Raw genomic sequence first — 22,866 nt, 5'->3', positions numbered from 1 at the left:
ATGCATCAATCATCGAGAGCGTGTCCCGTCGCGCACGGCCCGCCATACGGCGGACAGGTCGGTCTCGTGCGCCTGGGCGCCCAGCCGGCGCCACAGGGTGCCGCCGCCCTCCAGGTCGTACCGGTCGGCGTCGGTGCCGTCGGGCGCGGGCGCCCCGGCGACCAGCACGGAGCTGAGCACCCGGTGGCCGCCGAGCAGGGCCGGCGCCGTCGCCGGGTCGAGGTCGAGCTCCTCGACGAGCACGGGCTCCGTGCCGGCCAGCACCTCCGTGCGCTGGCGTACCCGTCCCGGGCCCTCGCCGTGACGGCCGAGGACGAGCGACTCGCGGATCGCGAGCACGGCGCCGGCGGCGAGCCGCACGCGCAGGGTCCGGTCGACCTCGGCGCCGGCGGCGACCACGAACGGCTCGCCGGCCCAGGCCAGCACGGCACCGGGGCCGAGCGTCGCCCGCACGTCCCAGGCCGCGCGGCCGCCGCGCATCGCGAACGCGACCGTGCCGCCCGGCTCGACCAGGTCGAGGCGGGCGCCGGCGTCGACGGCCAGGTCGAGCTCCACGCGGTCGCCGGCGAGGAGCAGCGCCCCGTCGGGAACGAGCGAGACCCGTGCCGTGCTCGCGTCGTGGTGGACCAGCACCGGTCGGAGCGACGACGCGGCCGGGTCCGAGAGGGTCACCGCGCTGCGCACCCGGCACCGCCCGGTGCCGGTCCGGGTCACCCGGAGTCTGGTCCGGGCGGTGCGCTCAGTGCTCGTGAGCATGGACGTGACGCGCCATCGGCCCGGGGTCCACCGGCACGAGGACGCCGGCGGCCTGGCTGCGCCGGACCTCCTCGACCCACGCCACGAGCGCGTCGATGCTGGACCGGTCCGTGCGGGAGAGCCCGATCACCGGCCGGTCCCCGCGCGCCGCGGCGGCGTCCGCGAGCATCCGCGGCACGTCCACGCCGACGTACGGCGCCAGGTCGGTCTTGTTGACGACCAGCAGGTCCGCCCGCTCGATGCCCGGGCCGCCCTTGCGGGCGACGTCCCCGCCACCCGCCACGTCGAGCACGAACACCTGGGCGTCGACGAGCGCGGGGGAGAAGGTCGCGGTCAGGTTGTCGCCGCCGGACTCGAGCAGGACCAGGTCCAGCGCGGGGTACTCCTCCTCGAGCTCCTCGACGGTCATCAGGTTGGCGCTGATGTCGTCGCGGATGGCGGTGTGCGGGCAGGCCCCGGTCTCGACGGCGCGGATCCGCTCGGGCGCGAGCACGCCGGCCGAGCGCAGGAAGCGGGCGTCCTCGTCGGTGTAGATGTCGTTGGTCACCACCGCGAGCTCGAGGCGTCCGGCCAGCTCGCGGCAGAGGAGGGCGATCAGCGAGCTCTTGCCGGTGCCGACCGGGCCGCACACGCCGAGCCGGAGCGGGCGCGACGGGGCGTGGGTGTGGGTGTGCTCAGGCACGGAACAACCTCCTCGTGGTGACGGCGTGGGCCTGTGCCCACGCCTCGATCTGGGGGGCGGCGCAGGCGGGGATGTCGGACGGCAACTCCGCGTCCGCGACGGCGCTCGCCACCTCCGCCACGCCGGGTAGGGCCTCGGCGACCCAGCCGGTCACGGCCGCCGGGTCCAGCGGCAGCAGCTTGAGGGCGGCGGCGCAGACGGTCTGCACGTCGTCGTACGCCACGAGCCGGGCCAGCGAGAGAGCGCTGATCCCGAGCCCGCCGGCGACGGCGCCGAGGACGGTGGCCCGGCCCGGCGCGGGCAGGTCGTCGAGCGGACGGGTCGCCTCGGGCCAGGTACGACGGGCCAGCCGCAGCAGCGCGCGCCCCTGCACCCGCGACGCCTCCCGCAGCGCCGGCGCGACGGTGCGGGCCGCCCAGGCGCGCTCGACCGGCTCGAGCGCTCCGCCGCGGGCGACCGTGGCCCGGGCGACCACCGCGGTGCCCGCCTCGACCCGGGTCGTGCTGAGCAGGCGGGTCCGCAGGTAGCCGGGCACGTCCGCGGCCCCCAGTCCCTGCGCCAGCGCTCCCTCGAGGGTGCCGGACTGGGTGTGCCCGCCGACCGGCAGCCGGGCGTCGGCGAGCAGCAGGACGAAGAGCTCGGGCGGGGTCATCAGAACATCGAGTACAGCCGGGCCAGGGGGACCTCCTCGGCGGGTGCCGGCACCACCCGCTCGCCGTCGACGTCGATCTCGAAGGTCTCCGGGTCGATGTCGATCCGGGGCAGCGCGGCGTTGTTGACCATCGACGCCTTCGTCACCTCCCGCGTCGGCCGGACCGCCGCCAGCCGGCGCCGCAGCCCCAGCCGGTCGGCGAGCCCGTCCTCCAGCGCCGCCGGCGCGACGAAGGTGACGGCGTGGGGGCTGCCGTCGTCGACCAGCGTCGGCCGCATCAGCACCGGCTGCGGCGTCGGGATGGAGGCGTTGGGGTCACCGAGTGCTCCCCACACGAGCGCTCCCGACTTCATCACCGCCTCCGGCCGGATGCCGAAGAACCGGGGGTCCCACAGCACGAGGTCGGCGAGCTTCCCGGGCTCCACCGACCCGACCTCGTGGTCGATGCCGTGCGCGATCGCGGGGTTGATCGTGTACTTGGCGACGTACCGCCGCGCCCGCAGGTTGTCCGCCGGCCCGGCGCCGAGGTCCGCGTGGTCGCCGTACCTGCGCTTCATGACGTGCGCGACCTGCCAGGTGCGGCACACCACCTCACCGATCCGGCCCATCGCCTGCGCGTCCGAGGAGGTGATCGACAGCGCGCCCAGGTCGTGCAGGAGGTCCTCGGCGGCGATGGTCGTGGCCCGGATCCGGGACTCCGCGAAGGCGAGGTCCTCGGGCACCTGCGGGTTGAGGTGATGACAGACCATGAGCATGTCGAGGTGCTCGGCGACGGTGTTGACGGTGTGCGGGAGGGTCGGGTTCGTCGACCCGGGATCACGTGGGGAAGTGCCGCGACAGTGAGGATGTCCGGGGCGTGCCCGCCGCCCGCTCCCTCGGCGTGGAAGGCGTGGATGCCGCGACCCGCGATCGCGCCGATGGTCGACTCGACGTACCCCGCCTCGTTGAGGCTGTCGGAGTGCAGCGCGACCTGCAGCCCGAACTCGTCGGCCGCTCGCAGCGCGGCGTCGATGGCGGCGGGGGTGGAGCCCCAGTCCTCGTGCACCTTGAAGCCCGCGGCGCCGCCGAGGGCCTGCTCGGCGAGCCCGGCCGCGCTGACGGTGTTCCCCTTGCCGAGGAGCAGGACGTTGAGCGGGACGGTGTCCAGCGCCCGGTGCACGGTCGCCAGGTGCCACGGCCCGGGCGTCACCGTCGTCGCCTTCGAGCCCTCCGAGGGCCCGGTGCCGCCCCCGCCCACCGTGGTGGTGCCGGTGGCGAGGGCCTCGACGAGCTGCGAGCGGGACAGGAAGTGGACGTGGACGTCGATCGCGCCGGCCGTCAGGATCCGGCCCTCCCCGGACACGACGTCGGTGCCGGGGCCGATCACGAGGTCGGGGTGGACGCCGTCCGCGATGTCCGGGTTGCCCGCGCGGCCGAGGGCGACGATGCGGCCGCCGCGGATGCCCACGTCGGCGCGGACGACGCCCCAGTGGTCCAGGACGACGGCGCCGGTGATGACGGTGTCCAGGGCTCCCTCGGCGGAGCTGCGCGTCGACTGGGCCATCGACTCCCGGATCGACTTGCCGCCGCCGAAGACGGCCTCCTCGCCGCCGACGACGAGGTCCTGCTCGACCTCGAGCCACAGGTCGGTGTCGCCGAGGCGCACCTGGTCGCCCGTCGTGGGGCCGTAGAGCGCGGCGTACGCCGCCCGGCTGATCTCAGCCATCAGGTCCTGTCTCCCGTTCCTCGGTGGATGTCCAGGTCGTCCAGCGCGTGCGATGGCAAGGCGCCGGTGCGCGGGCAGACTGGGCGTCTTTCAAGCATCGGCAACGCCGCCGGCGTGCGTACTGGGCGGCCTGGGCGCCGTCGGGGAACGGGAGACACGACCCAGCCCACGGCCGTCGGTCTTGACCTGGATGCCCGGCACCGCCCGGGCGCCGCGCAGCGCCACGACCGCGACCTCCTGCGAGGCGCCCGGCTCGAAGCGGCGCGACGTGCCGGCCGGGATGTCGAGGCGGAACCCGCGCGCGGCCGCGCGGTCGAGGTCCAGCGCGGCGTTGACCTCCGCCAGGTGGATGTGCGAGCCCACCTGCACCGGCCGGTCGCCGGTGTTGGTGACGACCAGCACGCCCCGCTCCTCGGGGCCGCGGTCCCCGTTGAGCACGACGGTGCCGGCCCCGGTCCGGGTCGCCCCGGGACCCTCGGTCACGATGCCCATGGCTGTCTCCCCTCGGTGGTCAGGCGATCGGGTGGTGCAGGGTGACGAGCTTGCGCCCGTCCTGGAAGGTGGCCTCGACCTGGACGTCGACGATCATCTCCGCGACGCCCGGCAGCACCTGGCTCCGGTCGAGGACCTCGCGGCCGCGGGTCATCAGGTCGCTGACGAGGGCGCCCGCCCGCGCCTCCTCGATGACCCAGCACGACAGCAGCGCCACCGCTTCCGGGTAGTTGAGCAGCACGCCGCGGGCGAGCCGGTCCCGGGCGACCATGCCCGCGACGCTGAGCAGCAGCTTCTCGGTGTCGGCAGGGGTCAGGTGCATCTCAGACCGCCATGGCCGCGCGGACGGCGTCGAGGGCGTCCGGTCCGCCCGCGCCCGAGGAGGTGATCCGACCCGACTCCAGGACGTAGTAGGAGCCGGTGCTGCGCAGCGCGAACCCGACGTGCTGCTCGACCAGCAGCACCGACAGGTCGCCCCGCGCCGTCAGCGCGGTCACCACGGACTCGATCTCGGCGACGACATTGGGCTGGATGCCCTCCGTGGGCTCGTCGAGGATCAGCATCCGCGGCCCGGTCAGCAGGGTACGGGCGATGGCGAGCTGCTGGCGCTGGCCTCCGGAGAGCAGCCCGGCCCGCCGTGCCAGCAGGCCCCGCAGCGCCGGGAAGGTGTCGAGCACACCGTCGATGGCCGCGCGGTCGGTGCTGACCAGCTGGAGGTTCTCCAGCGTGGTCATCTGCGGGAACGAGAGCTGTCCCTGCGGCACGTAGCCGAGGCCCCGGGCCACCCGTCTGTTGGGCCGCAGCCGGGTCACGTCCGCGCCGTCGAGGAGCACCTGGCCGCTCATCACCGGCAGCAGGCCGACGGCCACGCGCAGCAGTGTGGTCTTCCCGGCGCCGTTGTGGCCCATGATCGCCACCGCGCCGCCCCGGGGGACCTCCACAGTGACGTCCGCCAGCACCCGGGTCCGGCCGTACCCGGCCGTCACTCCCCGCAGCTCAAGCATGCTCGGTCCCCTCCAGTGTCTCGTCCAGCGTCTCCTCGAGCGTCCCCTCCGGCGTCTCGTCCGCGGTGCGGCCCAGGTAGACCTCCTGGACCCGGGGGTCGGCCTGGATCTCCGCGACACTGCCCTCGGCCAGCACCCGGCCGGCGTGCATCACGGTGACGACGTCGGCGTAGCTGCGGACGAAGTCCATGTCGTGCTCGATGACGACGATGGTGCGCTCGGTCCCGATCCGCCGGAGCAGGTCGCCGGTGTCCTCGCGCTCCTCGGCGCTCATGCCGGCCACCGGCTCGTCGAGCAGCATCACCCGGGCGTCCTGGACCAGCAGCATGCCGATCTCCAGCCACTGCTTCTGGCCGTGGGCGAGGATGCCCGCCGGGCGGTCCCGCAGGTCCGCCAGGCCGATGGTCTCGAGCGCCTCCTCGACGTACGACGGCGTCCCGCGCCGGGCGAGCAGCATCGACCACGGGGAGCGGTGGACGCCGCCGGCGATGTCGAGGTTCTGCAGCACCGACAGACCCTCGAACACCGTCGCGGTCTGGAAGGTGCGGCCGATCCCGGCCCGCACGATCCGGTGCGGCCTCATCTGCAGCAGGTCCTGATGGTGGTAGCGGGCCAGGCCGGTGCCCGGGACCAGGCCGGTGACGGCGTCCACGAGCGTGGTCTTGCCGGCGCCGTTGGGGCCGATCAGGAAGTGCAGCCGGCCCTGCAGGAGGGTGAGGTCCACGCCGTCCACCGCCCTGAAGCCGTCGAATTCGACGCTCAGCCCGCGGACCTCGAGGTAGTCGTCGTTCATGCCGCTCCCTCCCGGCGCAGCCGGCTGGTGATCTGGGACCAGGCGCTGCCCAGCCCGGAGGGGAAGAACAGGATGACCACGACGAACAGCAGGCCCAGGAAGTAGGTCCACTGGTCGGGGAAGGACTCGGAGAGCGTGGTGCGGCCGTAGCCGACGGCGATCGCCCCGAGCGCGGGGCCCAGCAGCAGTGCCCGGCCGCCGAGGGCCACCCCCGCGATGAGGAGGATCGAGGCGGTCGCATCGACGTCCGAGGGCGAGATGATCCCGGTGATCGGGGCGAACAGCGCCCCGCCGATGCTCGCCATGACCGCGGCGAGGACGAACGCGACCAGCTTGACGTTGGCCGGGTCGTGGCCCAGGAAGCGGACCCGCTCCTCGGCGTCCCGGGTCGCGACGAGGAGCTCCCCGAAGCGGCTGCGGTAGAGCTGCCACACCACGAGCAGGCAGACCACGAGGACCACGGCGGCGATCGAGTAGATCATCTGCTTGTTGACCGGGTCGTAGAGGTTGTAGCCGAAGAACTGGGTGAACTGGTTGAGCCCGTTGAAGCCGCCGGTCTGCTTGATCGTGGCGATGAGCAGGGTCGCGAAGGCCACGGCGAGCGCCTGGCTGAGGATCGCGAAGTAGGCGCCCTTGACCCGCCGCTTGAAGATCGCGTAGCCGAGCACGGTGGCGACGACGGCCGGGAGGGCGACGATCGCGAACACCGTGAACGTCCCGCTGCGGAACGGCTCCCACCAGCCGGGCATCGTCGCGTCGCCGTACAGGACCATGAAGTCGGGGATCGCGGCCGGGCCGCCGGTGGCCATCGCCGCCTCGAGCTTGAGATGCATCGCCATCGCGTAGCCGCCCAGCCCGAAGAAGACGCCCTGACCCATGACGAGCATGCCGCCGCGCCCCCAGGCGAGGCCGATGCCGACGCCCGCGATGGCCCAGCAGACGTACTTGCCGAGGTTGTTGAGCCGGAACGGGCTGAGCACGGCGGGCGCCACGACCAGCAGCGCGATCGCGACGAGCGCGATGCCCAGCAGCGGGCCCCACGTCCTGCTCCATCTCCGCAGGCTGCTCATGCCAGCCCCCTCGTGCGCACGGTGAACAGGCCCTGCGGGCGGGCCTGCAGGAAGACGACGACGAGCGCGAACGTGAGGACCTGCGCCATGCTCGAGCTGAGCCAGTCGGTGAAGAAGGCCGTCACGATGCCGACGGTGAACGCCGCGATCACCGTGCCCCGCAGCTGGCCGAGCCCGCCGGCGACCACGACGAGGAACGCCGAGATGATGTACGTCGTCCCGAGGTTCGGGTTCGTCCCGGAGATGAGCGACACGGCGACCCCGCCGATCCCGGCGAGGCCGGAGCCGACGAAGAAGGTCACCCGGTCCACGCTGCGGGTCGAGACGCCCATGGTCTCGGCCAGGTCGCGGTTCTGGACGGTGGCGCGGATCCGCCGGCCGTACGACGTGTACTTCAGCAGCGCGCCGAGCCCGGCGAGGGCCGCGAGCGCCAGCAGGATGGTGAACATCTGCCGGTAGGGCCAGTGGTAGCCGAAGACCAGGATGTTGCCGTCGAGCCAGCCCGGCGTGTGGACCGGGTCGCCCTGGGCGCCGAACACGTCCTTGGCCAGCTGCCGCAGCAGGAGGCCGACGCCGACCGTGACCAGCAGCGTGTCGAGGGGCCGGCGGTACATCCAGGCGATGATCGAGACCTCGAGCAGCAGCCCCAGGCAGCCGGCGACGAGGAAGGCCGCGGGGAGCGCGACCAGGATCGACAGGTCGGTGTTGGTCACGACCTGCTGAGTCAGGTAGGCGGTGTACGCGCCGGCCATCAGGAACTCGCCGTGCGCCATGTTGATCACGCCCATCTGGCCGAAGGTGAGGGCGAGGCCGAGCGCGGCGATGAGGAGGAGGGCACCGGTCGCCGTACCGGCGAGCAGCGGAGTGGTGAGGGCGTCCAAGACTCGGATCTCCTGACTGCCCGGGGTGCCGCGGCGTGGCCGCGGCACCCCGGGACGGGTGGGCTGGGATCGGGCGGGGCCGGCTCAGCTCACTCCTTGCTCGGGTCCCACCAGTCGTAGCCCTTCAGGAACGGGTCCGGCTCGATCGGGCCGTCGGAGGACCAGACCACGTCGAACTGGTTGTCGGCGTTGATCCGGCCGATCAGGCCGGTCTTGGCGATGTGGTGGTTCTCGCCGTCGATGGTGACCGTGCCCTCCGGGGCGTCGAAGGAGACGCCGTCGGCGGCCGCGTTGATCTTGTCGACGTCGAAGGAGTCGGCCTTCTCGACGAGGCTCTTGTAGAGGTACAGCGAGGTGTAGGCGGCCTCCATCGGGTCGGAGGTCGGCCGCTTCTTGCCGTACTTGTCCTGGAACGCCTTGATGAACGTCGCGTTGGCGGGGCTGTCGACCGACTGGAAGTAGTTCCAGGCGGCGTACTGGCCGGTGACGTCCTTGCCCATCGCCGGCGCCTCCTCCTCGGCGATCGACACCGAGATGATCGGCGAGACGGCCGGGCTCAGGCCCTGCTCGTAGTAGGCCTTGATGAAGCCGACGTTGGACGAGCCGTTGATGGTGTTGAACACGAAGTCCGGCTTGGCCGCGACGATCTTGGCGACCTGGGTGGTCCAGTCGTCGTCGTCCAGCGGGACGTACTCCTCGCCGACGATCTCGATGCCCAGGTCGGCGGCGTACTGCTTGATGATCTTGTTGGCCGTGCGCGGGAAGACGTAGTCGGAGCCGGCGAGGAACAGGGTCTTGACGCCCTGCGACTTCAAGAAGTCCATCGCCGGGATGATCTGCTGGTTGGTGGTCGCGCCGGTGTAGTAGATGTTCTTCGAGGCCTCCAGGCCCTCGTACTGGACCGGGTAGAAGAGCAGCCCGTTGTCGGCCTCGACGACCGGCAGCATCGCCTTGCGGGACGCCGACGTCCAGCCGCCGAAGACCGCGGCCACGCAGTCGCCGGTCAGCAGCTTCTCGATCTTCTCGGCGAAGGTCGCGGGATCGCTGGCGCCGTCCTCGACGACCGGCTCGATCTGCTTGCCGAGGATGCCGCCCGAGGCGTTGATCTCCTCCGCGGCCAGGGCGAGGGAGTCGCGGACGGTCTGCTCGCTGATCGCCATCGCACCCGAGGTGGAGTTGAGGAACCCCAGCTTGACGGTGTCGCCGGAGGTGTCGACGCAGCTCTCGGCCGCACTGCTCTCTCCGGACTTGGATCCACCGCAGGCGCTGAGGCCCAGCGTCGCGGTGAGTGCGAGGACGGTGCCCGTCACAAGGCGGGCGCGGGATGGGAACACAGTGGGACAACCCTCTCGGTCATCGGCCTGCGGCTCGGGACCGCAGGCTCGGGGCCAGGGGGCGCGGCGTCGGGCCCCGGTGGCGATGAACCTAGGAAGGGCTGATTTCCAACTAGTACCAAGTGGAATGAAATCGGTGTTACATGGCCGCGCCGCCGGCCAGCACCCTGGTGAGCCGCTCGACCGGGCTCGTGAGCGACCACCGCTCCACCAGGACGCCGAGCTCGTCGGGGTCGGCAGGAGCGCCGGGCAGGGCGAGGTGGTCGCGGGGGAGGTCGAGGTCGCGGGCGACCGCGACGACCTGCGGGGCGACCGCGAGGTAGTCGGCGGCCTCGCGGATCCGCACCCGCGGGCCCGGGCCCAGGTCGCTGGCCGGGTCCGCGACCGCGGCGAGGACGCCGGGGAGGTCGTCGTACTTCTGCAGCATGCTGGCGGCCGTCTTCTCCCCGACGCCCTTGACGCCGGGCAGGCCGTCGGAGGCGTCGCCGCGCAGGGTGGCGAAGTCGGCGTACTGGTCGGCGCGCACGCCGTACTTGTCGAGGACCCAGGCCTCGTCGACCCGCTCGTGGCGGCCGACGCCGCGGCCGACGTACAGGATCCGGACCTGGGCCGCGTCGTCGACCAGCTGGAACAGGTCGCGGTCCCCGGTGACGACGTCGACCGGCATGCCCGCGCCGGTGGCGAGGGTGCCGATGACGTCGTCGGCCTCGTAGCCCGGCGCGCCGACCACGGCGATGCCGAAGGCGGCCAGGACGTCGCGGATGACCGGCACCTGCGCCTCGAGCGGGTCCGGCACCTCCTCGACGTCGGGGGCGCCCGCGACCTCCTCGACCACGCGGTGCGCCTTGTAGGTCGGGATCAGGTCGACGCGCCACTGCGGTCGCCAGTCGTCGTCCCAGCAGCAGGCCAGGTGGGTCGGCCGGTACTGCTCGGTCAGCTGGGAGATGTAGCCGAGCAGCCCGCGCACCGCGTTCACGTTGGTGCCGTCGGGTGCGAGGATCTCCGGCGAGCCGAAGTACGCCCGGAAGTACAGGCTGGCCGTATCGAGGAGTAGAAGGCGCTCAGTCATCACGGCGCAGCCTATTAGGGTGAGCCCGTGAGTCAGAGCAGCAATCCAGCGGTCGAGGCCACCGACCGGCAGATCCTGGAGCTCCTGGCCAAGGACGGACGGATGTCCTACACCGACCTCGGGCGGGCCACGGGACTGTCGACCTCGGCGGTGCACCAGCGGGTCAAGCGCCTCGAGCAGCGCGGCCTGATCCTCGGCTACGGCGCGACCGTCAACTACGCCGAGATCGGCGTCCCGCTGACGGCGTTCATCGCGATCCGCCCGATCGACCCCTCCCAGCCCGACGACTGCCCCGACCGGCTGGTGGGGATCCCCGAGATCGAGTCGTGCTGGTCCGTCGCGGGGGAGGAGTCCTACCTCCTCAAGGTCCGCACCACCACTCCCGCCGAGCTCGAGCTGCTGCTCGGCCGGATCCGCTCCGCGGCCAATGTGTCGACCCGGACCACCATCGTGCTCTCGACCTACTACGAGAGCCGTCCCGTCGGCCACTGACGCCGCCGCACCGCCCACGCGACGCACTCTCTCGGCGCGTCGTCGCGCGACACGCCGGTGAGGACCAGATTTTTCCTGGTTTCTTGGCCCGCCGACGGGCCGTCCTGACCTGCGGGAACACGTGTCTGCGCAGGTCAGGGGACGGTTGACAGGACCGATGAGGGTTACCAAAGTACGGAGACGTTCGCTCGTGCAGGTCGTGGCCGGCGGACCGACGTCCGAGTGGCCGTATGTCGGCGGAGTAGCACCAGCTCCGTACGAGCACGGTTCGCGGAGGTCGGTTCGCTCCTCGAGAGCGAGCCGGAAGGGTCCGGGGTCCCCTAGACAACGTCGCGTGCGTCGGCAGCCAGTCGGGAGCCGGGATGGTCCGAAGGCACCCCGGACCCTTTCGTGCCTGAGTTGATGGCGCGAGCACGTGGTCGCTTCGCTCCGCCGCGCTGCCGCGCACGCAGTCGACGTAGGCGTGGTGCGAGGTCCGTTGGCGGCCAGACGACGGCACGGCGGAAAGCGCCGCCCTCGTCGTCTCCGGTCGCTCGTTCCTCGCTCCCTGCGCCTCCTTGTGCGGCGTTCCCGCCGTTTCCTCGATCGTGGTCGGGCGGCGCGACCCCGGTCCGTCGTGGGTGGACATCCCGCGACTAGGCTCGGGCCGTGGTGCAGCGCCTCCTCCTCGCAGCCGTCGGCGGCGCGCTGCTCACCGCGTCCTTCGAGCCCGTGGCGATCGCGTGGCTGCTGCCCTTCGGGGTCGCGTGCTACGCGCTCGCCACCCGCGACCTCGCCGTACGCCGGGCGGGGCTGGTGGGCCTGGTCTTCGGGATCGTCTTCTACTTCAGCCACATCTCCTGGATGCGCGCCTCGATCGGCCCCGACGCGTGGCTGGCGCTGGCGAGCGTGGAGGCGCTCTTCTACGGCCTGCTCGGGCTGGCCGTGCCGCTGCTGCGCCGGCTGCCCGCCTGGCCGCTGTGGCTGGCCGCGGCATGGACCACGATGGAGACGGTCCGCAGCGGCTGGCCGTTCAGCGGCATGCCGTGGGGCCGGCTCGCGTTCGCCGCGATCGACACGCCCGCCGCCCCCGCGGTCGCGTACGCCGGCATGACCGGCCTCTCCTTCCTGCTCGCGCTCGCCGGCTTCTGCCTGGCCCGGCTCGCCGAGGCGCTGCTCACCCGCGAGCGGCGGCGGGTGTGGGCGGCGGTCGCCGTCGGGGTGCTGGCGGCGCTGGTGACCCCCGCCGTCGTCCCCTACGACGTCGCGGAGTCCGGCACCACGACGGTGGCGGTCGTGCAGGGCGACGTCCCCGGGCCGGGCAACGACATCCTCTGGGACCACCGGGGCGTGACCCGCAACCACGTGGACGCGACCGTCGGGCTGGCCGCGGACGTGGCCGCGGGGCGGGCGCCGCGGCCGGACTTCGTGCTGTGGCCGGAGAACTCCACCGCCGTCGACCCGTTCGAGCGCGGCGCGGTCAACGCCGGCATCCGCGAGGCCGTGGCCGCGGTGCAGGTGCCGGTGGTGGTCGGGGGGATCGTCGACGACGGGCCCGACCACGTCCTCAACCAGGGCGTGGTGTGGGACCCGGTCACCGGGCCGGGGGACCGCTACACCAAGCACCACCCGGTGCCGTACGGCGAGTACATCCCGTTCCGCGACATCTGGGACCCCAAGTTCGGCCAGCTCGCCCTCATCAGCCGCGACATGAAGAGCGGCACCCGCACCCAGCCGCTGCGCGTCGCCGGGGTCCGGGTCGGCGACGCCATCTGCTTCGACGTGGCCTACGACGACGTGATGCCTCCGCAGGTCCGCGACGGCGCCGAGCTGCTGACCGTGCAGACCAGCAACGCCAGCTTCATCTTCACCCACCAGATCGAGCAGCAGTTCGCGATCACCCGGCTGCGCGCGATCGAGGCCGGCCGCTGGCTCGCGGTGGCGTCCACGAACGGACAGACCGGTGTGATCGCCTCCGACGGCACCGTCGTGGCGTCCGCCCAGCCGCGGACCACCGCCGTGCTCGTCGAGGAGGTCGGGCTCAGCACCGCGCTGACGCCCGCCATGCGCCTGGGGCCGTGGCCGTCACGGTTGTTCACCCTCCTGACGCTCGCCGCTCTCGTGTCAGGTGCCGTCACGTACCGTCGAGGACGAGAGTTCGATGGCCCTGCGCAGGATGTCCCCGCCGTGGAGCCGCCTGCGCCGTCCCCGACCCCGAGTGAGGCACCCGTTGTCTGAGCAGCACTCCACGCTGGGCCGCACGGTGATGGTCGTCCCGACCTACAACGAGGCCGGCAACATCGCGTGGATCATCGACCGCGTCCGCGCCGCCCAGCCCCATGTCGACGTCCTCGTCGTCGACGACGGCTCGCCCGACGGCACCGGCGCCATCGCCGACGGGATCGCCGCGACCGACCCGCAGGTCCACGTGCTCCACCGCACGACCAAGGACGGCCTCGGCGCGGCGTACCTCGCCGGCTTCGCCTGGGCACTCGACCGCGGGTACGACGTGATCGGCGAGATGGACGCCGACGGCTCCCACCAGCCCGAGCAGCTCCAGCGGCTGCTCACCGGCCTGCTGGACGCCGACCTGGTCATCGGGTCGCGGTGGGTCCCCGGCGGCTCCGTGGTCAACTGGCCACTGGAGCGCGAGCTGCTCTCCCGGGGGGCAACCTCTACGTCCGGCTGCTGCTCGGCATCTCCGTGCGCGACGCGACCGCCGGCTTCCGGCTCTTCCGCCGGTCCACGCTGGAGAAGATCCGCCTCGACGAGGTGCGCTCCGCCGGCTACGTCTTCCAGACCGACCTGGTCACCCGCACGCTGCGCGCCGGGCTGACCGTCCGCGAGGTTCCGATCGAGTTCGTCGAGCGGGTCCGCGGCGAGTCCAAGATGAGCGGGCAGGTCGCGCTGGAGTCGCTCAAGCGGATCACCTGGTGGGGCCTGCGCGAGCGCTGGGAGCAGATGAAGGGCCGGCGGCGGATCGCGGCGGGCAGACAGCTGCAGACCACGCGATGAGCCCGGCGACGCGGAGGAGCAGGAGGGCGCGCCGGATCACCGCGCTGGTGCTCCTCGCCGTCGTCGCGCTGGTCGTCCTCGAGCTGGCGGTGCTGGTCGGGGTCGCCCGGCTGATCGGCCCGTGGTGGACCGTGCTCCTCCTCGTCCTCGACACCCTGCTCGGCGCCTGGCTGGTCAAGCGCGAGGGACGCCGGGCCTGGCGGGCGCTGCGCGAGCGGGTGGAGACCGGCCGCGTGCCGGGCCGAGAGCTGGCCGACAGCGTCCTGGTCCTCCTCGGCGGCGTCCTGCTGATCAGCCCGGGCTTCCTCAGTGACGCGCTCGGCCTCCTGCTGGTCCTGCCCGTCACCCGGCCGCTGTTCCGCGGCCTCCTCGTCGCGTACGCCGGCCGGCAGGTCGTGCGCCGTACCAATGTCGCTCGCCCCGGACCGACCGTGGTCCGGGGCGAGGTGATCGACGAGGGGGAGTGACCCCCGGTCGCTCAGGCCTTCGCGGGCTTCTTCTTCCGGGCGTTGGCGCGGTGCAGGTGCGCCGGCCCGATCTCGCCGCCGCGGAGCAGCTCGAGGCGCTCGGTGAGGATCTCCTCGAGCTCCTTCTCGGAGCGGCGCTCCAGCAGCATGTCCCAGTGGGTGCGCTGCGGCTTCTCGGCCTTCACCTCGCGCTCGATGCCGGCGGTGGACTCGGCCTCCAGGCCGCATCGCGGGCACTCCCAGACGGCAGGGACCTCGGCCTCGATCGACATGGTGATCTCGAACTCGTGCCCCTGCGGGCACTTGTAGCCGACCTGCTGCCGGGCAGCGAACTCGATACCCCGCTCGTCCTCGAAGGACTGGCCCCCCAGTCGGGCGCCGCGCAGTGTGCGCTCAGCCATCAGACTCCACCTCCCGTGTTCCGTCCTCGATCTCTACAACGCTACCCAGCGGTAAAAGGTTCCAATCGGGACCTAGATCACCGCCGGCCGGGCGTTGCCGGCGTCGCGGATGCCACGCTCGGTGTCGACCCGCAGGAGCAGCAGCCCGCCGAGGACGAAGAACGCGATGAGCGCGAAGATGGCCGGACGGTAGGAGTCGGTGAGCTGGTAGACCAGCCCGAAGGTGAGCGTGCCGAACCACGAGGTGCCGCGGTCCATGGCGTGGTAGAGGCTGAAGTACTCCGCCTCCTTGCCGCGCGGGATGAACAGCGAGAAGTACGACCGGGCCAGCGCCTGGGTGCCGCCGAGCACGACGCCGATCGCGACGCCCATGAGCAGGAAGGGGACGAGCCGGTCCGCCGGGACGACCAGGGCGACGGTGACGATCGCCATCCAGCCGACGATGCCGGCGAGCACGACCCGCTTGGCGCCGTACCGGTGGGCGGCGCGGCCGAAGCCGACCGCGCCGAACATGGCGACGAACTGCACGAGCAGGTAGGTCCCCAGCACGGTGCCCTCGGCGAAGCCCAGCTCCTTGGTCCCGAAGGTCGACGCCGAGGCGATCACGGTCTGGATGCCGTCGTTGAAGAACAGGTAGGCGACGAGGAAGGAGAGCGCGACGGGGTAGTTGCGCAGGTCCTTCAGGGTGGCCCACAACTGCCCGAACGACCGGGTGAGCAGGCTGCCCTCGACCTGCTCGACGTCGAGCGGCGCGCGCCGCTCGATCCGCAGCCACGGGATGACCATCCAGGCGGCCCACCACAGCCCGGCCGAGAGCATGCTCAGCCGGACGGCGAGCTCGGTGCTCATGCCGAGCGAGTCGTGCAGGCTCACCATGGCGAAGTTGACCGCGAGCAGCAGCCCGCCGCCGGCGTACCCGTAGGCCCAGCCGACCGAGGACACCCGATCTCGCTCGGACTCGGTGGAGATCTGGGGCAGGATCGAGTCCGCCATCACGACCGCCGCGCCGCCGCAGAGGTTGGCGACGATGAAGACCAGGCTGCCGTAGAGCCAGTTCTCGCCGTCGAGGAAGAACAGCAGCGCGGTCGCCAGCGCGCCGACGCCGGCGAACCCGGCCAGCAGGTCGGGCTTGCGCGAGGTGCGGTCGGCCATCGCCCCGATGAGCGGGTAGAGCACCGCGCTGAGCACCGTCGAGAGCGTGATGACGTACGACGGCAGCGAGCCCGGCGCGATCGAGAGCCCGAGCACGTGGATCCGCCCGTGCTCGCCGACCGCGTTCTCCGCGATCGAGATCAGGTAGGGCGCGAACAGCACGCCGGCCACGGTGGTCTGGAAGGCCGAGACCGCCCAGTCGGTGAAGTACCAGGCCCGCTGCTCCCGTGCGCGGTTCAGCGGTCCCAGGTCGGCGATGCTCCCGGATTCGGTCATGCTGTCGTCCCTCCCTGCTCCGACCACCATTGGCCGCGCTCCAGGAGGACATCCTTGAGCAGATCGGTGCGGTCCGTGAAGAGCCCGTCGACGCCGCGGTCGAGCAGCGCGTTCATCTCGGCCGGGTCGTCGACGGTCCAGACGTGGACGTGCCGGCCCGTGGCGTGCGCGCGCCGGACCAGGCCGGGGGTCGCCACCACCAGCCCTTTGCGCCGGTGCGGGATCTGGAGCGCCGCGAAGGAGGTGCCGGCCAGCAGCCGGGCGATGCCGGCGGTGGGGGCCAGACGGTAGGCCAGCACCTGCCACAGGTCGGCCGAGGTCGGCACCCGGCCCTCGGTGAGGAGCCGGAACCGGCGGATCGAGCGTCGCGAGAAGGAGCCGATGAGCACCCGGTCCCAGAGGTCCCGCTCGCGGATCAGGGTCGCCAGCGGCTCGACCGCGTCGTCGGCCTTGAGGTCGATGTTGAACCGGGCCGCGGGGAAGGCGTCGAGCAGCTCGACCAGGGTCGGCACCTGCTCGCGACCGCCGATCCGCGCCCGGCGTACGTCGGCCAGGGTGAGGTCGCGGATCGCCCCCTTCTGGTCGGTGACCCGGTCCAGCACCTCGTCGTGGAAGGCCAGCAGGACGCCGTCGGCGGTCAGGTGGACGTCGGTCTCGAGATAGTCGTAGCCGAGTGCGGCGGCGTGCCGGAACGCGGCGAGGGTGTTCTCGAGGCCCTCGATCTCGGGGTGGTAGGCGCCGCCGCGATGGGCGAACGCCAGCACCTTGCCGGGCGGCAGGTACACGGCGCGGCTCCGGGTCTAGATATCGCGGAACGTTTCGATGTCGGCGCCGAGATCGCTCAGCCGTTCGGCGAGGTCCTCGTAGCCGCGGTGGATGACGTAGGTGCTGCGCAGCACCGAGGTGCCCTTGCTGGCCAGCATGGCGAGCAGGACGACGACGGCGGGCCGCAGCGCCGGCGGGCAGACCAGCTCGGTGCCGGTCCACGACGTCGGGCCGTCGATCTGGACCCGGTGGGGGTCGAGCAGGGTGACCCGGCCGCCGAGCTTGTTGAGCTCGGTGAGGTAGATCGCGCGGTTGTCGTAGACCCAGTCGTGGAGGTACGTCGTGCCCTCGGCGACCGCGGCGATCACCGCGAAGAACGGCAGGTTGTCGATGTTGAGGCCGGGGAACGGCATCGGGTGGATCTTGTCGCGCGGCGCGGCCAGCTCCGAGGGGTGCGTCGTGATGTCGACGAGGCGGGTGCGGCCGTTGGCGGCGAGGTACTCCTCGGACAGGTCGTAGCGGAAGCCCATCTCCTCGAGCACGGCGAGCTCGATCTCGAGGAACTCGATCGGCGCCCGGCGGATGGTGATCTCGGAGCGGGTCACGATCGCGGCGGCGAGCAGCGACATGGCCTCGATCGGGTCCTCGCTGGGGGAGTAGTCGACGTCCACGTCGATGGACTCGCGTCCGGTGACGGTCAGCGTCGTCGTACCGATGCCCTCGACCTCGACGCCGAGCGCCTGGAGGTAGAAGCACAGGTCCTGGACCATGTAGTTGGACGAGGCGTTGCGGATGACGGTGGTGCCCGGGTGCAGGGCGGCGGCCATGAGGGCGTTCTCGGTGACCGTGTCGCCGCGCTCGGTGAGCACGATCGGGCGGCCGGGCACGATCGCGCGGTTGAGCTGGGCGTGGTACCAGCCGTCGGTGGCCTTGACCTCCAGTCCGAACGGCCGCAGGGCGGACATGTGCGGCTCGACGGTGCGGGTGCCGAGGTTGCAGCCGCCGGCGTACGGCAGCTCGAAGGTGTCGGTGCGGTGGAGCAGCGGGCCGAGGAACATGATGACCGAGCGGGTACGGCGCGCGGCCTCCTCGTCGATCCGGGTCAGGTCGAGGTCCTTGGGCGGGACGATCTCGAGGTCGTTGTCGGCGTTGATCCAGCGGGTCTGCACGCCGATGCTCGTGAGGACCTCGAGCAGCCGGTTGACCTCCTCGATCCGGGCGACCTTGCGCAGGGTGGTGCGGCCCCGGTTGAGCAGGGACGCGCACAGCAGCGCGACGCCGGCGTTCTTGGAGGTCTTGACGTCGATGCTGCCGGCCAGCGTGGTGGGGCCCTTGACCCGCAGGTGGGTGGGGCCGGCGCCCAGCGCGACGATCTCGGAGTCCAGCGCGGCGCCGATCCGGGCGAGCATCTCCAGGGAGAGGTTCTGGTGGCCCTTCTCGATCCGATTGATCGCGCTCTGGCTGGTGCCGAGCCGGTCGGCGAGCTGGGCCTGGGTGAGCCCGCGGTGCTTGCGGGCGTCGCGGATGAGGTTGCCGATCCGGCCCTTGTAGTCCTCGTGGGGCGCCTCGAGCGTCATGACTCGACGGTAACTCACATATGAGATAACGCAAGTCGCCACGACCATCTGGAAGGATCCTCGCATGCGCGCGACGACCATCCACGGAGCCCGGGACATCCGGGTCGAAGAGGTTCCCGAGCCCCGGATCAAGCGGCCCACCGACGCGATCGTGAAGGTCGCCGCCGGCTGCATCTGCGGCTCGGACCTGTGGCCCTACCGGGGCGAGAACCCGATCCGCCCGGGCGCCACCATCGGCCACGAGTGCATCGGCGTCGTGGAGGAGGTCGGCGGCGAGGTGAGCGAGGTGAGTGTCGGCGACTTCGTCGTCGTCCCGTTCTGCCACTGCGACAACACCTGCGCGCACTGCCGCCACGGCGCCCAGTCGGCGTGCGTCAACCTCGGCGTGACGACGAGCGGACAGGCGGAGTACGCCCGGGTCTCGCAGGCCGACGGCAGCCTGGTCGCGACCGGGGGAGTGCCGGACGACGACCTGCTCGCCTCGGTGCTCGCCCTCACCGACGTGATGCCCACCGGCTGGCATGCCGCGGTCTCCGCCGGCGTCGCGGCCGGGGACACGGTCGTGGTCGTCGGCGACGGCGCGGTGGGCCTGTGCGGCGTCCTCGCCGCCTCGGTCCTCGGCGCCGAGCGGATCGTGGCGATGTCGCGGCACACGCCGCGCCAGGAGCTCGCGCGGGCGTTCGGCGCCACCCACGTCGTGGCCACCCGCGGCGAGGAGGGCATCGCCGAGGTCCGCGAGCTGACCGACGGGGTCGGTGCCGACGCCGTCCTCGAGTGCGTCGGCACCGGCGACGCGATGACCACCGCCATCGGCGTGGCCCGGCCGGGCGGCGGCGTCGGCTTCGTCGGCGTGCCCCACGGGGTCGAGCTGCCCGTGCGGACGTTGTTCGAGAAGAACATCGGGGTGCGCGGCGGGATGGCCCCGGTCCGCCGCTACCTGCCCGAGCTCCTCGCGCTGGTCCAGGACCGCCGGATCGAGCCGGGCCGGGTCTTCGACCTCACGCTCCCGCTGGACGAGGCGCCCGAGGGCTACCGCGCGATGGACGAGCGGCGGGCGATCAAGGTGATGCTGCGCCCGTGACCCGGCTCGCGGCTGGTGGAACGTGTTCCAATCGGGCAGAAACTGCACGATCTCACAGCGTGTCGTTGCGGTTTGGGACCAAACCGCAACATTTTCGGCCCCACCGATTAGCCGATCCGTACCCCTCGGTCAGGCGATCGACCGACCCCGCGGGTCGTGGGCCTGAGCCTGGGCCTTGCGGCCGGACCGGCCGGCGACCAGCACCACGCCGAACAGCGCGCCGATCCCGAGGACGAACAGCAGGACGAGCACCAGCAGGACGACGACGGCGAGGAGGCTCATGGGACCCACCCTCGCATGACGCAGGTCACATCCCCAAGGGTGATGCGGGTCACACCGAGCGGTGCGGGATCTGCGACCGGGGGAGGACGACAGCGGTCCGCGTCGTCCGCGAGGATCGCCGGCATGGGCGACCTCAGCGGCAAGACCTTCCTCGTGACGGGGGCCAACACCGGCATCGGCAAGGAGACGGTGCGCGGGCTGGCCGGGCGCGGCGCGCGGGTGGTGCTCGCCGGCCGCTCCGAGGAGAGGACGAGGGCGGCGATCCGGGAGGTCGCGGCCGAGACCGGCAACACCGACCTGGACTTCCTGCCCCTCGATCTGGGCGACCTGGCGTCGGTGCGAGCGACCGCCGCGACCTTCCTGGACTCCGGCGAGCGGCTCGACGTCCTGGTCAACAACGCCGGCCTGGCCGGCAAGCGGGGGATGACGGCGAGCGGGTTCGAGCTCGCCTTCGGCACCAACCACGTCGGCCCGTTCCTGCTCACCGAGCTGCTCCGCGATCGCATCGCCGAGACCGGCCCCGGCCGGATCGTGAACGTCGCGAGCACCGGGCACTACCGGGCGAAGGGCATCGACTGGGACGCCGTACGACGGCCGACGGTCACCCGCACCGCCTTCGACGAGTACTGCGTCTCGAAGCTGGCCAACATCCTCCACGCCCGCGAGCTCGGCCGGCGGCTGGAGGGCACCGGCGTGACGACGTACTCGCTGCACCCGGGCGCGATCGCGTCCGACGTCTGGCGGGAGGTGCCGTTCGGCGTGCGCCACGTCATGAAGCTGTTCATGAGGTCGCCGGAGGAGGGCGCGCGGACCTCGCTGTACTGCGCCACCTCGCCGGACGTCGCCGGCCACACCGGCCGCTACTACGACGAGCAGCGCGAGAAGCAGCCGTCGGCCGTGGCGACCGACGAGCTCGCCGCCGAGCTCTGGGCCCGCAGCGAGGAGTGGGTCACACCAGCACCCCGGGGTTGAGTACGCCGGCCGGGTCCAGCGCCGCCTTGGCCGCGCGCAGCGCGGCCGCGAAGGGCTCGGGCCGCTGCTCGTCGTACCAGGGACGGTGATCGCGCCCGACCGCGTGGTGGTGGGTGATCGTGCCGCCGTGGGCGGCGATCGCGGAGGAGACCGCCGCCTTGATCTCGTCCCACTGGGCGAGGGTGCTGCCCCAGCGGCCGGCGGCGTAGATCCCGTAGTACGGCGCCGGGCCGTCCGGGTAGACGTGGGTGAACCGGCAGGTCGCCACGCCCCGCCCTCCGCAGACCTCGGCGATCGCCTGGTGCGCGGTGCCGGTGACGGCGGCGTGCAGGGCAGGGAAGGCGTCCCAGGTGCAGGCGGTCTCGAAGGTCTCCACGAGCATCGAGCGGCGGGCCAGCTCGTCGCGCTGGTAGGGCATCCGCAGGAACGCCGAGCGCCAGGCCTGGGCGGCGTCGGCCTCGCGCTCCCGGCGCGGGAGGACGCCGCCCCCGTGGTCGCGGGCGAGCTCCAGCGCCCGCTCCAACCACGGATCCACCGGGTGGTCGGCGGACTCGAAGGCGATGAGCAGCACGCCGCCCGTGGTCGTCGCGCCCGCGTTGATGAGGGCCTCGGCCGGGTCGAGCAGCCGACAGTTCGAGGGGTGGAGACCGGCCTGGGCCACCGCGCGGGTCGCGGCCACCGCGTCGTCGTACCGGTCGAAGTCGACGGTGGCGGTCTCGCGCCAGGTGGGCCGCTGCTGCAGGCGCATCCACGCCTCCGTGATGACGCCGAGCGCGCCCTCGGAGCCGAGGAGCATCCGGTCGGGGGAGGGGCCCGCGCCCGAGCCGGGCAGCCGCCGGGACTCCCCGACGCCGTACGGCGTGACGACGCGCAGCGACTCGGTGAGGTCGTCGATGTGGGTGGCGAGGGTCGCGAAGTGCCCGCCGGCGCGGGTGGCGAGCCAGCCGCCGAGCGTGGAGAACTCGAAGGACTGCGGGAAGTGGCGCAGGGTCAGGCCGTGCGGCCGGAGCTGGTCCTCGAGCGCCGGGCCGTACGCACCGGCCTGGATCCGGGCCGCCCGGCTCGTGGGATCGACCTCGAGGACCCGATCCAGGCGTCCGAGATCGAGGGTGACGGCGGGCCCGTCGAACCGGGGCTCGACGCCGCCGACGACGGAGCTGCCGCCGCCGTACGGGATGACGGGGGTGGCGGTCGTCGTGCACCAGTCGAGGACGTCGACCACGTCCTGCTCGGTGCGCGGGCGCACCACGAGGTCGGGCACGTGGGCGAGGTCGCCGTGCAGGTTGCGGATCACGTCGCGGAAGGCCTTGCCGCGGGCGTGGGCGAGCCGGTCGACGGGATCGGCGGAGCACAGGCCCGCGAGGCTCGCGGGTGGGGCGACCCGGGGCGCGGGTACGTCGAGCGTGTGCGGGTCCGGCGGCGTGTGGGCGGTGAGGTCGTGGCCGGGCAGCAGCGCGGCGACGCGCGCGACCAGCTCGCCGGCCTCGGCCTCGGTGAGCCGGCCGGCGTCGGTGCCCCAGCCCCACCAGGACCGGTCGCCCGGGACGGCCATCAGCTCGTGGCCAGGATCGCGGCGACCGGCAGGCCGATCACGATGAGCACGAGCACCACCAGCAGCAGGACGAAGGCGAGCATCCCCGGCGTCCGCTGCTTCGTGGGTCCCATCGCCCCGGCCATGAAGGTGAGCACCGGGACGGCGTAGAACACGTCGACGGTCTGCCCGGGCGCGAGCTGGACCTGCTGGCTCGCGCCGCCGTAGCGCCACATCCACTGCGCGTACGCGGAGACGGTGTGGACGCCCGGCGGCATCGGGTAGACGTTCGGGCCGTACCGGGCCGGCACCGGGTAGCCGTTGATCTGCACGCTGGGCGTGATCATGCTCAGCATCCGATTGCCCTGCAGGGTGATCCGCAGGTGGCCCGGAGGCGGTGGGGGTGGTTGGCTCATGGCAGCGACCCTAATGTCCGCG

23 protein-coding genes and 2 pseudogenes are annotated in these 22,866 nt (G+C 72.4%); 6 read left to right on the top strand and 19 right to left on the bottom strand.

Annotated elements, in window-relative coordinates; all coding sequences use genetic code 11:
• Nucleotides 1-9: 9 nt before the first annotated feature.
• The 12 genes and pseudogenes from FIV44_RS29000 to FIV44_RS28945 form a co-directional block, all read right to left on the bottom strand.
• Nucleotides 10-756, bottom strand: coding sequence for an urease accessory protein UreD (locus tag FIV44_RS29000; protein WP_141007467.1), 747 nt, complete (start codon nucleotides 754-756; stop codon nucleotides 10-12).
• Entirely contained in the window at nucleotides 740-1,438 is a 699-nt protein-coding gene (gene ureG, locus FIV44_RS28995; RefSeq protein ID WP_141007466.1) for an urease accessory protein UreG, read from the bottom strand. Before ureG ends, FIV44_RS29000 begins: the two co-directional genes overlap by 17 nt.
• The gene (locus FIV44_RS28990; RefSeq protein ID WP_141007465.1) at nucleotides 1,431-2,090 is read right to left on the bottom strand and encodes an urease accessory protein UreF; all 660 of its coding nucleotides are present in this window, start codon (nucleotides 2,088-2,090) and stop codon (nucleotides 1,431-1,433) included. The genes ureG and FIV44_RS28990 overlap by 8 nt, the downstream gene beginning before the upstream one ends.
• Nucleotides 2,090-3,795, bottom strand: a pseudogene (locus FIV44_RS28985) (urease subunit alpha). Before FIV44_RS28985 ends, FIV44_RS28990 begins: the two are co-directional and overlap by 1 nt.
• 90 nt (nucleotides 3,796-3,885) lie before the next feature.
• Complete coding sequence (gene ureB, locus FIV44_RS28980; RefSeq protein WP_141007464.1) at nucleotides 3,886-4,287, bottom strand: urease subunit beta; 402 nt, start codon at nucleotides 4,285-4,287, stop codon at nucleotides 3,886-3,888.
• Nucleotides 4,288-4,306: 19 nt separating this feature from the next.
• Nucleotides 4,307-4,609, bottom strand: coding sequence for an urease subunit gamma (locus FIV44_RS28975; protein WP_141007463.1), 303 nt, complete (start codon nucleotides 4,607-4,609; stop codon nucleotides 4,307-4,309).
• A gap of 1 nt (nucleotide 4,610) precedes the next feature.
• A complete protein-coding gene (locus FIV44_RS28970; protein WP_141007462.1) occupies nucleotides 4,611-5,291 on the bottom strand; it encodes an ATP-binding cassette domain-containing protein in 681 nt (226 codons plus the stop codon).
• On the bottom strand, nucleotides 5,284-6,084 hold the full coding sequence (urtD, locus tag FIV44_RS28965; RefSeq protein ID WP_141007461.1) for an urea ABC transporter ATP-binding protein UrtD: 801 nt from the start codon (nucleotides 6,082-6,084) through the stop codon (nucleotides 5,284-5,286). The genes FIV44_RS28970 and urtD overlap by 8 nt, the downstream gene beginning before the upstream one ends.
• Nucleotides 6,081-7,154: an urea ABC transporter permease subunit UrtC gene (gene urtC / locus FIV44_RS28960; RefSeq protein ID WP_141007460.1), complete on the bottom strand. Its 1,074-nt coding sequence runs from the start codon at nucleotides 7,152-7,154 to the stop codon at nucleotides 6,081-6,083. The genes urtD and urtC overlap by 4 nt, the downstream gene beginning before the upstream one ends.
• Nucleotides 7,151-8,035: an urea ABC transporter permease subunit UrtB gene (gene urtB / locus FIV44_RS28955; protein WP_141007459.1), complete on the bottom strand. Its 885-nt coding sequence runs from the start codon at nucleotides 8,033-8,035 to the stop codon at nucleotides 7,151-7,153. Before urtB ends, urtC begins: the two co-directional genes overlap by 4 nt.
• An 89-nt stretch (nucleotides 8,036-8,124) precedes the next feature.
• Nucleotides 8,125-9,345, bottom strand: a complete 1,221-nt coding sequence (gene urtA, locus FIV44_RS28950; protein ID WP_246086698.1) for an urea ABC transporter substrate-binding protein — start codon at nucleotides 9,343-9,345, stop codon at nucleotides 8,125-8,127.
• 163 nt (nucleotides 9,346-9,508) lie between these two features.
• The gene (locus FIV44_RS28945; RefSeq protein WP_141007457.1) at nucleotides 9,509-10,438 is read right to left on the bottom strand and encodes a 5'-3' exonuclease; all 930 of its coding nucleotides are present in this window, start codon (nucleotides 10,436-10,438) and stop codon (nucleotides 9,509-9,511) included.
• 27 nt (nucleotides 10,439-10,465) lie between these two features.
• Here FIV44_RS28945 and FIV44_RS28940 point away from each other — a divergent pair, with 27 nt between their 5' ends.
• The 4 genes and pseudogenes from FIV44_RS28940 (at nucleotide 10,466) to FIV44_RS28925 (ending at nucleotide 14,391) form a co-directional block, all read left to right on the top strand.
• Entirely contained in the window at nucleotides 10,466-10,930 is a 465-nt protein-coding gene (locus FIV44_RS28940; protein ID WP_246086697.1) for an Lrp/AsnC family transcriptional regulator, read from the top strand.
• A 648-nt stretch (nucleotides 10,931-11,578) separates the two neighbouring features.
• Nucleotides 11,579-13,147, top strand: coding sequence for an apolipoprotein N-acyltransferase (lnt, locus tag FIV44_RS28935; RefSeq protein WP_141007456.1), 1,569 nt, complete (start codon nucleotides 11,579-11,581; stop codon nucleotides 13,145-13,147).
• A 28-nt stretch (nucleotides 13,148-13,175) separates the two neighbouring features.
• A pseudogene (locus FIV44_RS28930) lies at nucleotides 13,176-13,924 on the top strand (polyprenol monophosphomannose synthase).
• Nucleotides 13,921-14,391: an FxsA family protein gene (locus tag FIV44_RS28925; protein ID WP_141007455.1), complete on the top strand. Its 471-nt coding sequence runs from the start codon at nucleotides 13,921-13,923 to the stop codon at nucleotides 14,389-14,391. Before FIV44_RS28930 ends, FIV44_RS28925 begins: the two are co-directional and overlap by 4 nt.
• Nucleotides 14,392-14,402: 11 nt before the next feature.
• Here the strand turns inward: FIV44_RS28925 and FIV44_RS28920 are convergent, their stop codons facing one another.
• The 4 genes from FIV44_RS28920 to FIV44_RS28905 all read right to left on the bottom strand — a co-directional run bounded on the left by FIV44_RS28920 (nucleotide 14,403) and on the right by FIV44_RS28905 (nucleotide 18,562).
• Entirely contained in the window at nucleotides 14,403-14,792 is a 390-nt protein-coding gene (locus tag FIV44_RS28920) for an RNA polymerase-binding protein RbpA (RefSeq protein ID WP_141007454.1), read from the bottom strand.
• 72 nt (nucleotides 14,793-14,864) lie between these two features.
• Nucleotides 14,865-16,220, bottom strand: coding sequence for an MFS transporter (locus FIV44_RS28915; RefSeq protein ID WP_141007453.1), 1,356 nt, complete (start codon nucleotides 16,218-16,220; stop codon nucleotides 14,865-14,867).
• The gene (locus FIV44_RS28910) at nucleotides 16,217-17,005 is read right to left on the bottom strand and encodes a glycerophosphodiester phosphodiesterase family protein (protein ID WP_246086696.1); all 789 of its coding nucleotides are present in this window, start codon (nucleotides 17,003-17,005) and stop codon (nucleotides 16,217-16,219) included. Before FIV44_RS28910 ends, FIV44_RS28915 begins: the two co-directional genes overlap by 4 nt.
• A 15-nt stretch (nucleotides 17,006-17,020) precedes the next feature.
• On the bottom strand, nucleotides 17,021-18,562 hold the full coding sequence (locus FIV44_RS28905; protein WP_141007452.1) for a UDP-N-acetylglucosamine 1-carboxyvinyltransferase: 1,542 nt from the start codon (nucleotides 18,560-18,562) through the stop codon (nucleotides 17,021-17,023).
• 64 nt (nucleotides 18,563-18,626) lie between these two features.
• Between FIV44_RS28905 and FIV44_RS28900 the strand changes: the two genes are divergently transcribed.
• Nucleotides 18,627-19,643, top strand: a complete 1,017-nt coding sequence (locus tag FIV44_RS28900) for a zinc-binding dehydrogenase (RefSeq protein ID WP_141007451.1) — start codon at nucleotides 18,627-18,629, stop codon at nucleotides 19,641-19,643.
• A gap of 129 nt (nucleotides 19,644-19,772) precedes the next feature.
• On the opposite strand, the gene FIV44_RS30960 is transcribed toward FIV44_RS28900, so the two are convergent.
• Nucleotides 19,773-19,925, bottom strand: coding sequence for a hypothetical protein (locus FIV44_RS30960; RefSeq protein WP_181410882.1), 153 nt, complete (start codon nucleotides 19,923-19,925; stop codon nucleotides 19,773-19,775).
• Between the two features lie 123 nt (nucleotides 19,926-20,048).
• On the opposite strand from FIV44_RS30960, the gene FIV44_RS28895 reads away from it, so the two are divergent.
• Nucleotides 20,049-20,897, top strand: a complete 849-nt coding sequence (locus tag FIV44_RS28895) for an SDR family oxidoreductase (RefSeq protein WP_141007450.1) — start codon at nucleotides 20,049-20,051, stop codon at nucleotides 20,895-20,897.
• On the opposite strand, the gene FIV44_RS28890 is transcribed toward FIV44_RS28895, so the two are convergent.
• Nucleotides 20,875-22,449 carry an FAD-binding oxidoreductase gene (locus FIV44_RS28890; protein WP_141007449.1) on the bottom strand — a complete coding sequence of 525 codons (1,575 nt, stop codon included), beginning with the start codon at nucleotides 22,447-22,449 and terminating at the stop codon, nucleotides 20,875-20,877. The two genes, FIV44_RS28895 and FIV44_RS28890, sit on opposite strands and share 23 nt — an antisense overlap.
• Nucleotides 22,449-22,844: a hypothetical protein gene (locus tag FIV44_RS28885; protein ID WP_141007448.1), complete on the bottom strand. Its 396-nt coding sequence runs from the start codon at nucleotides 22,842-22,844 to the stop codon at nucleotides 22,449-22,451. Before FIV44_RS28885 ends, FIV44_RS28890 begins: the two co-directional genes overlap by 1 nt.
• Nucleotides 22,845-22,866: the final 22 nt, after the last annotated feature.

This window comes from Nocardioides humi, from assembly GCF_006494775.1.
GTDB classification, from domain to species: Bacteria; Actinomycetota; Actinomycetes; order Propionibacteriales; family Nocardioidaceae; genus Nocardioides; species Nocardioides humi.
Note: the sequence above shows the minus strand (reverse complement) of the source record. Positions and strands in the feature narration are given on the sequence as shown.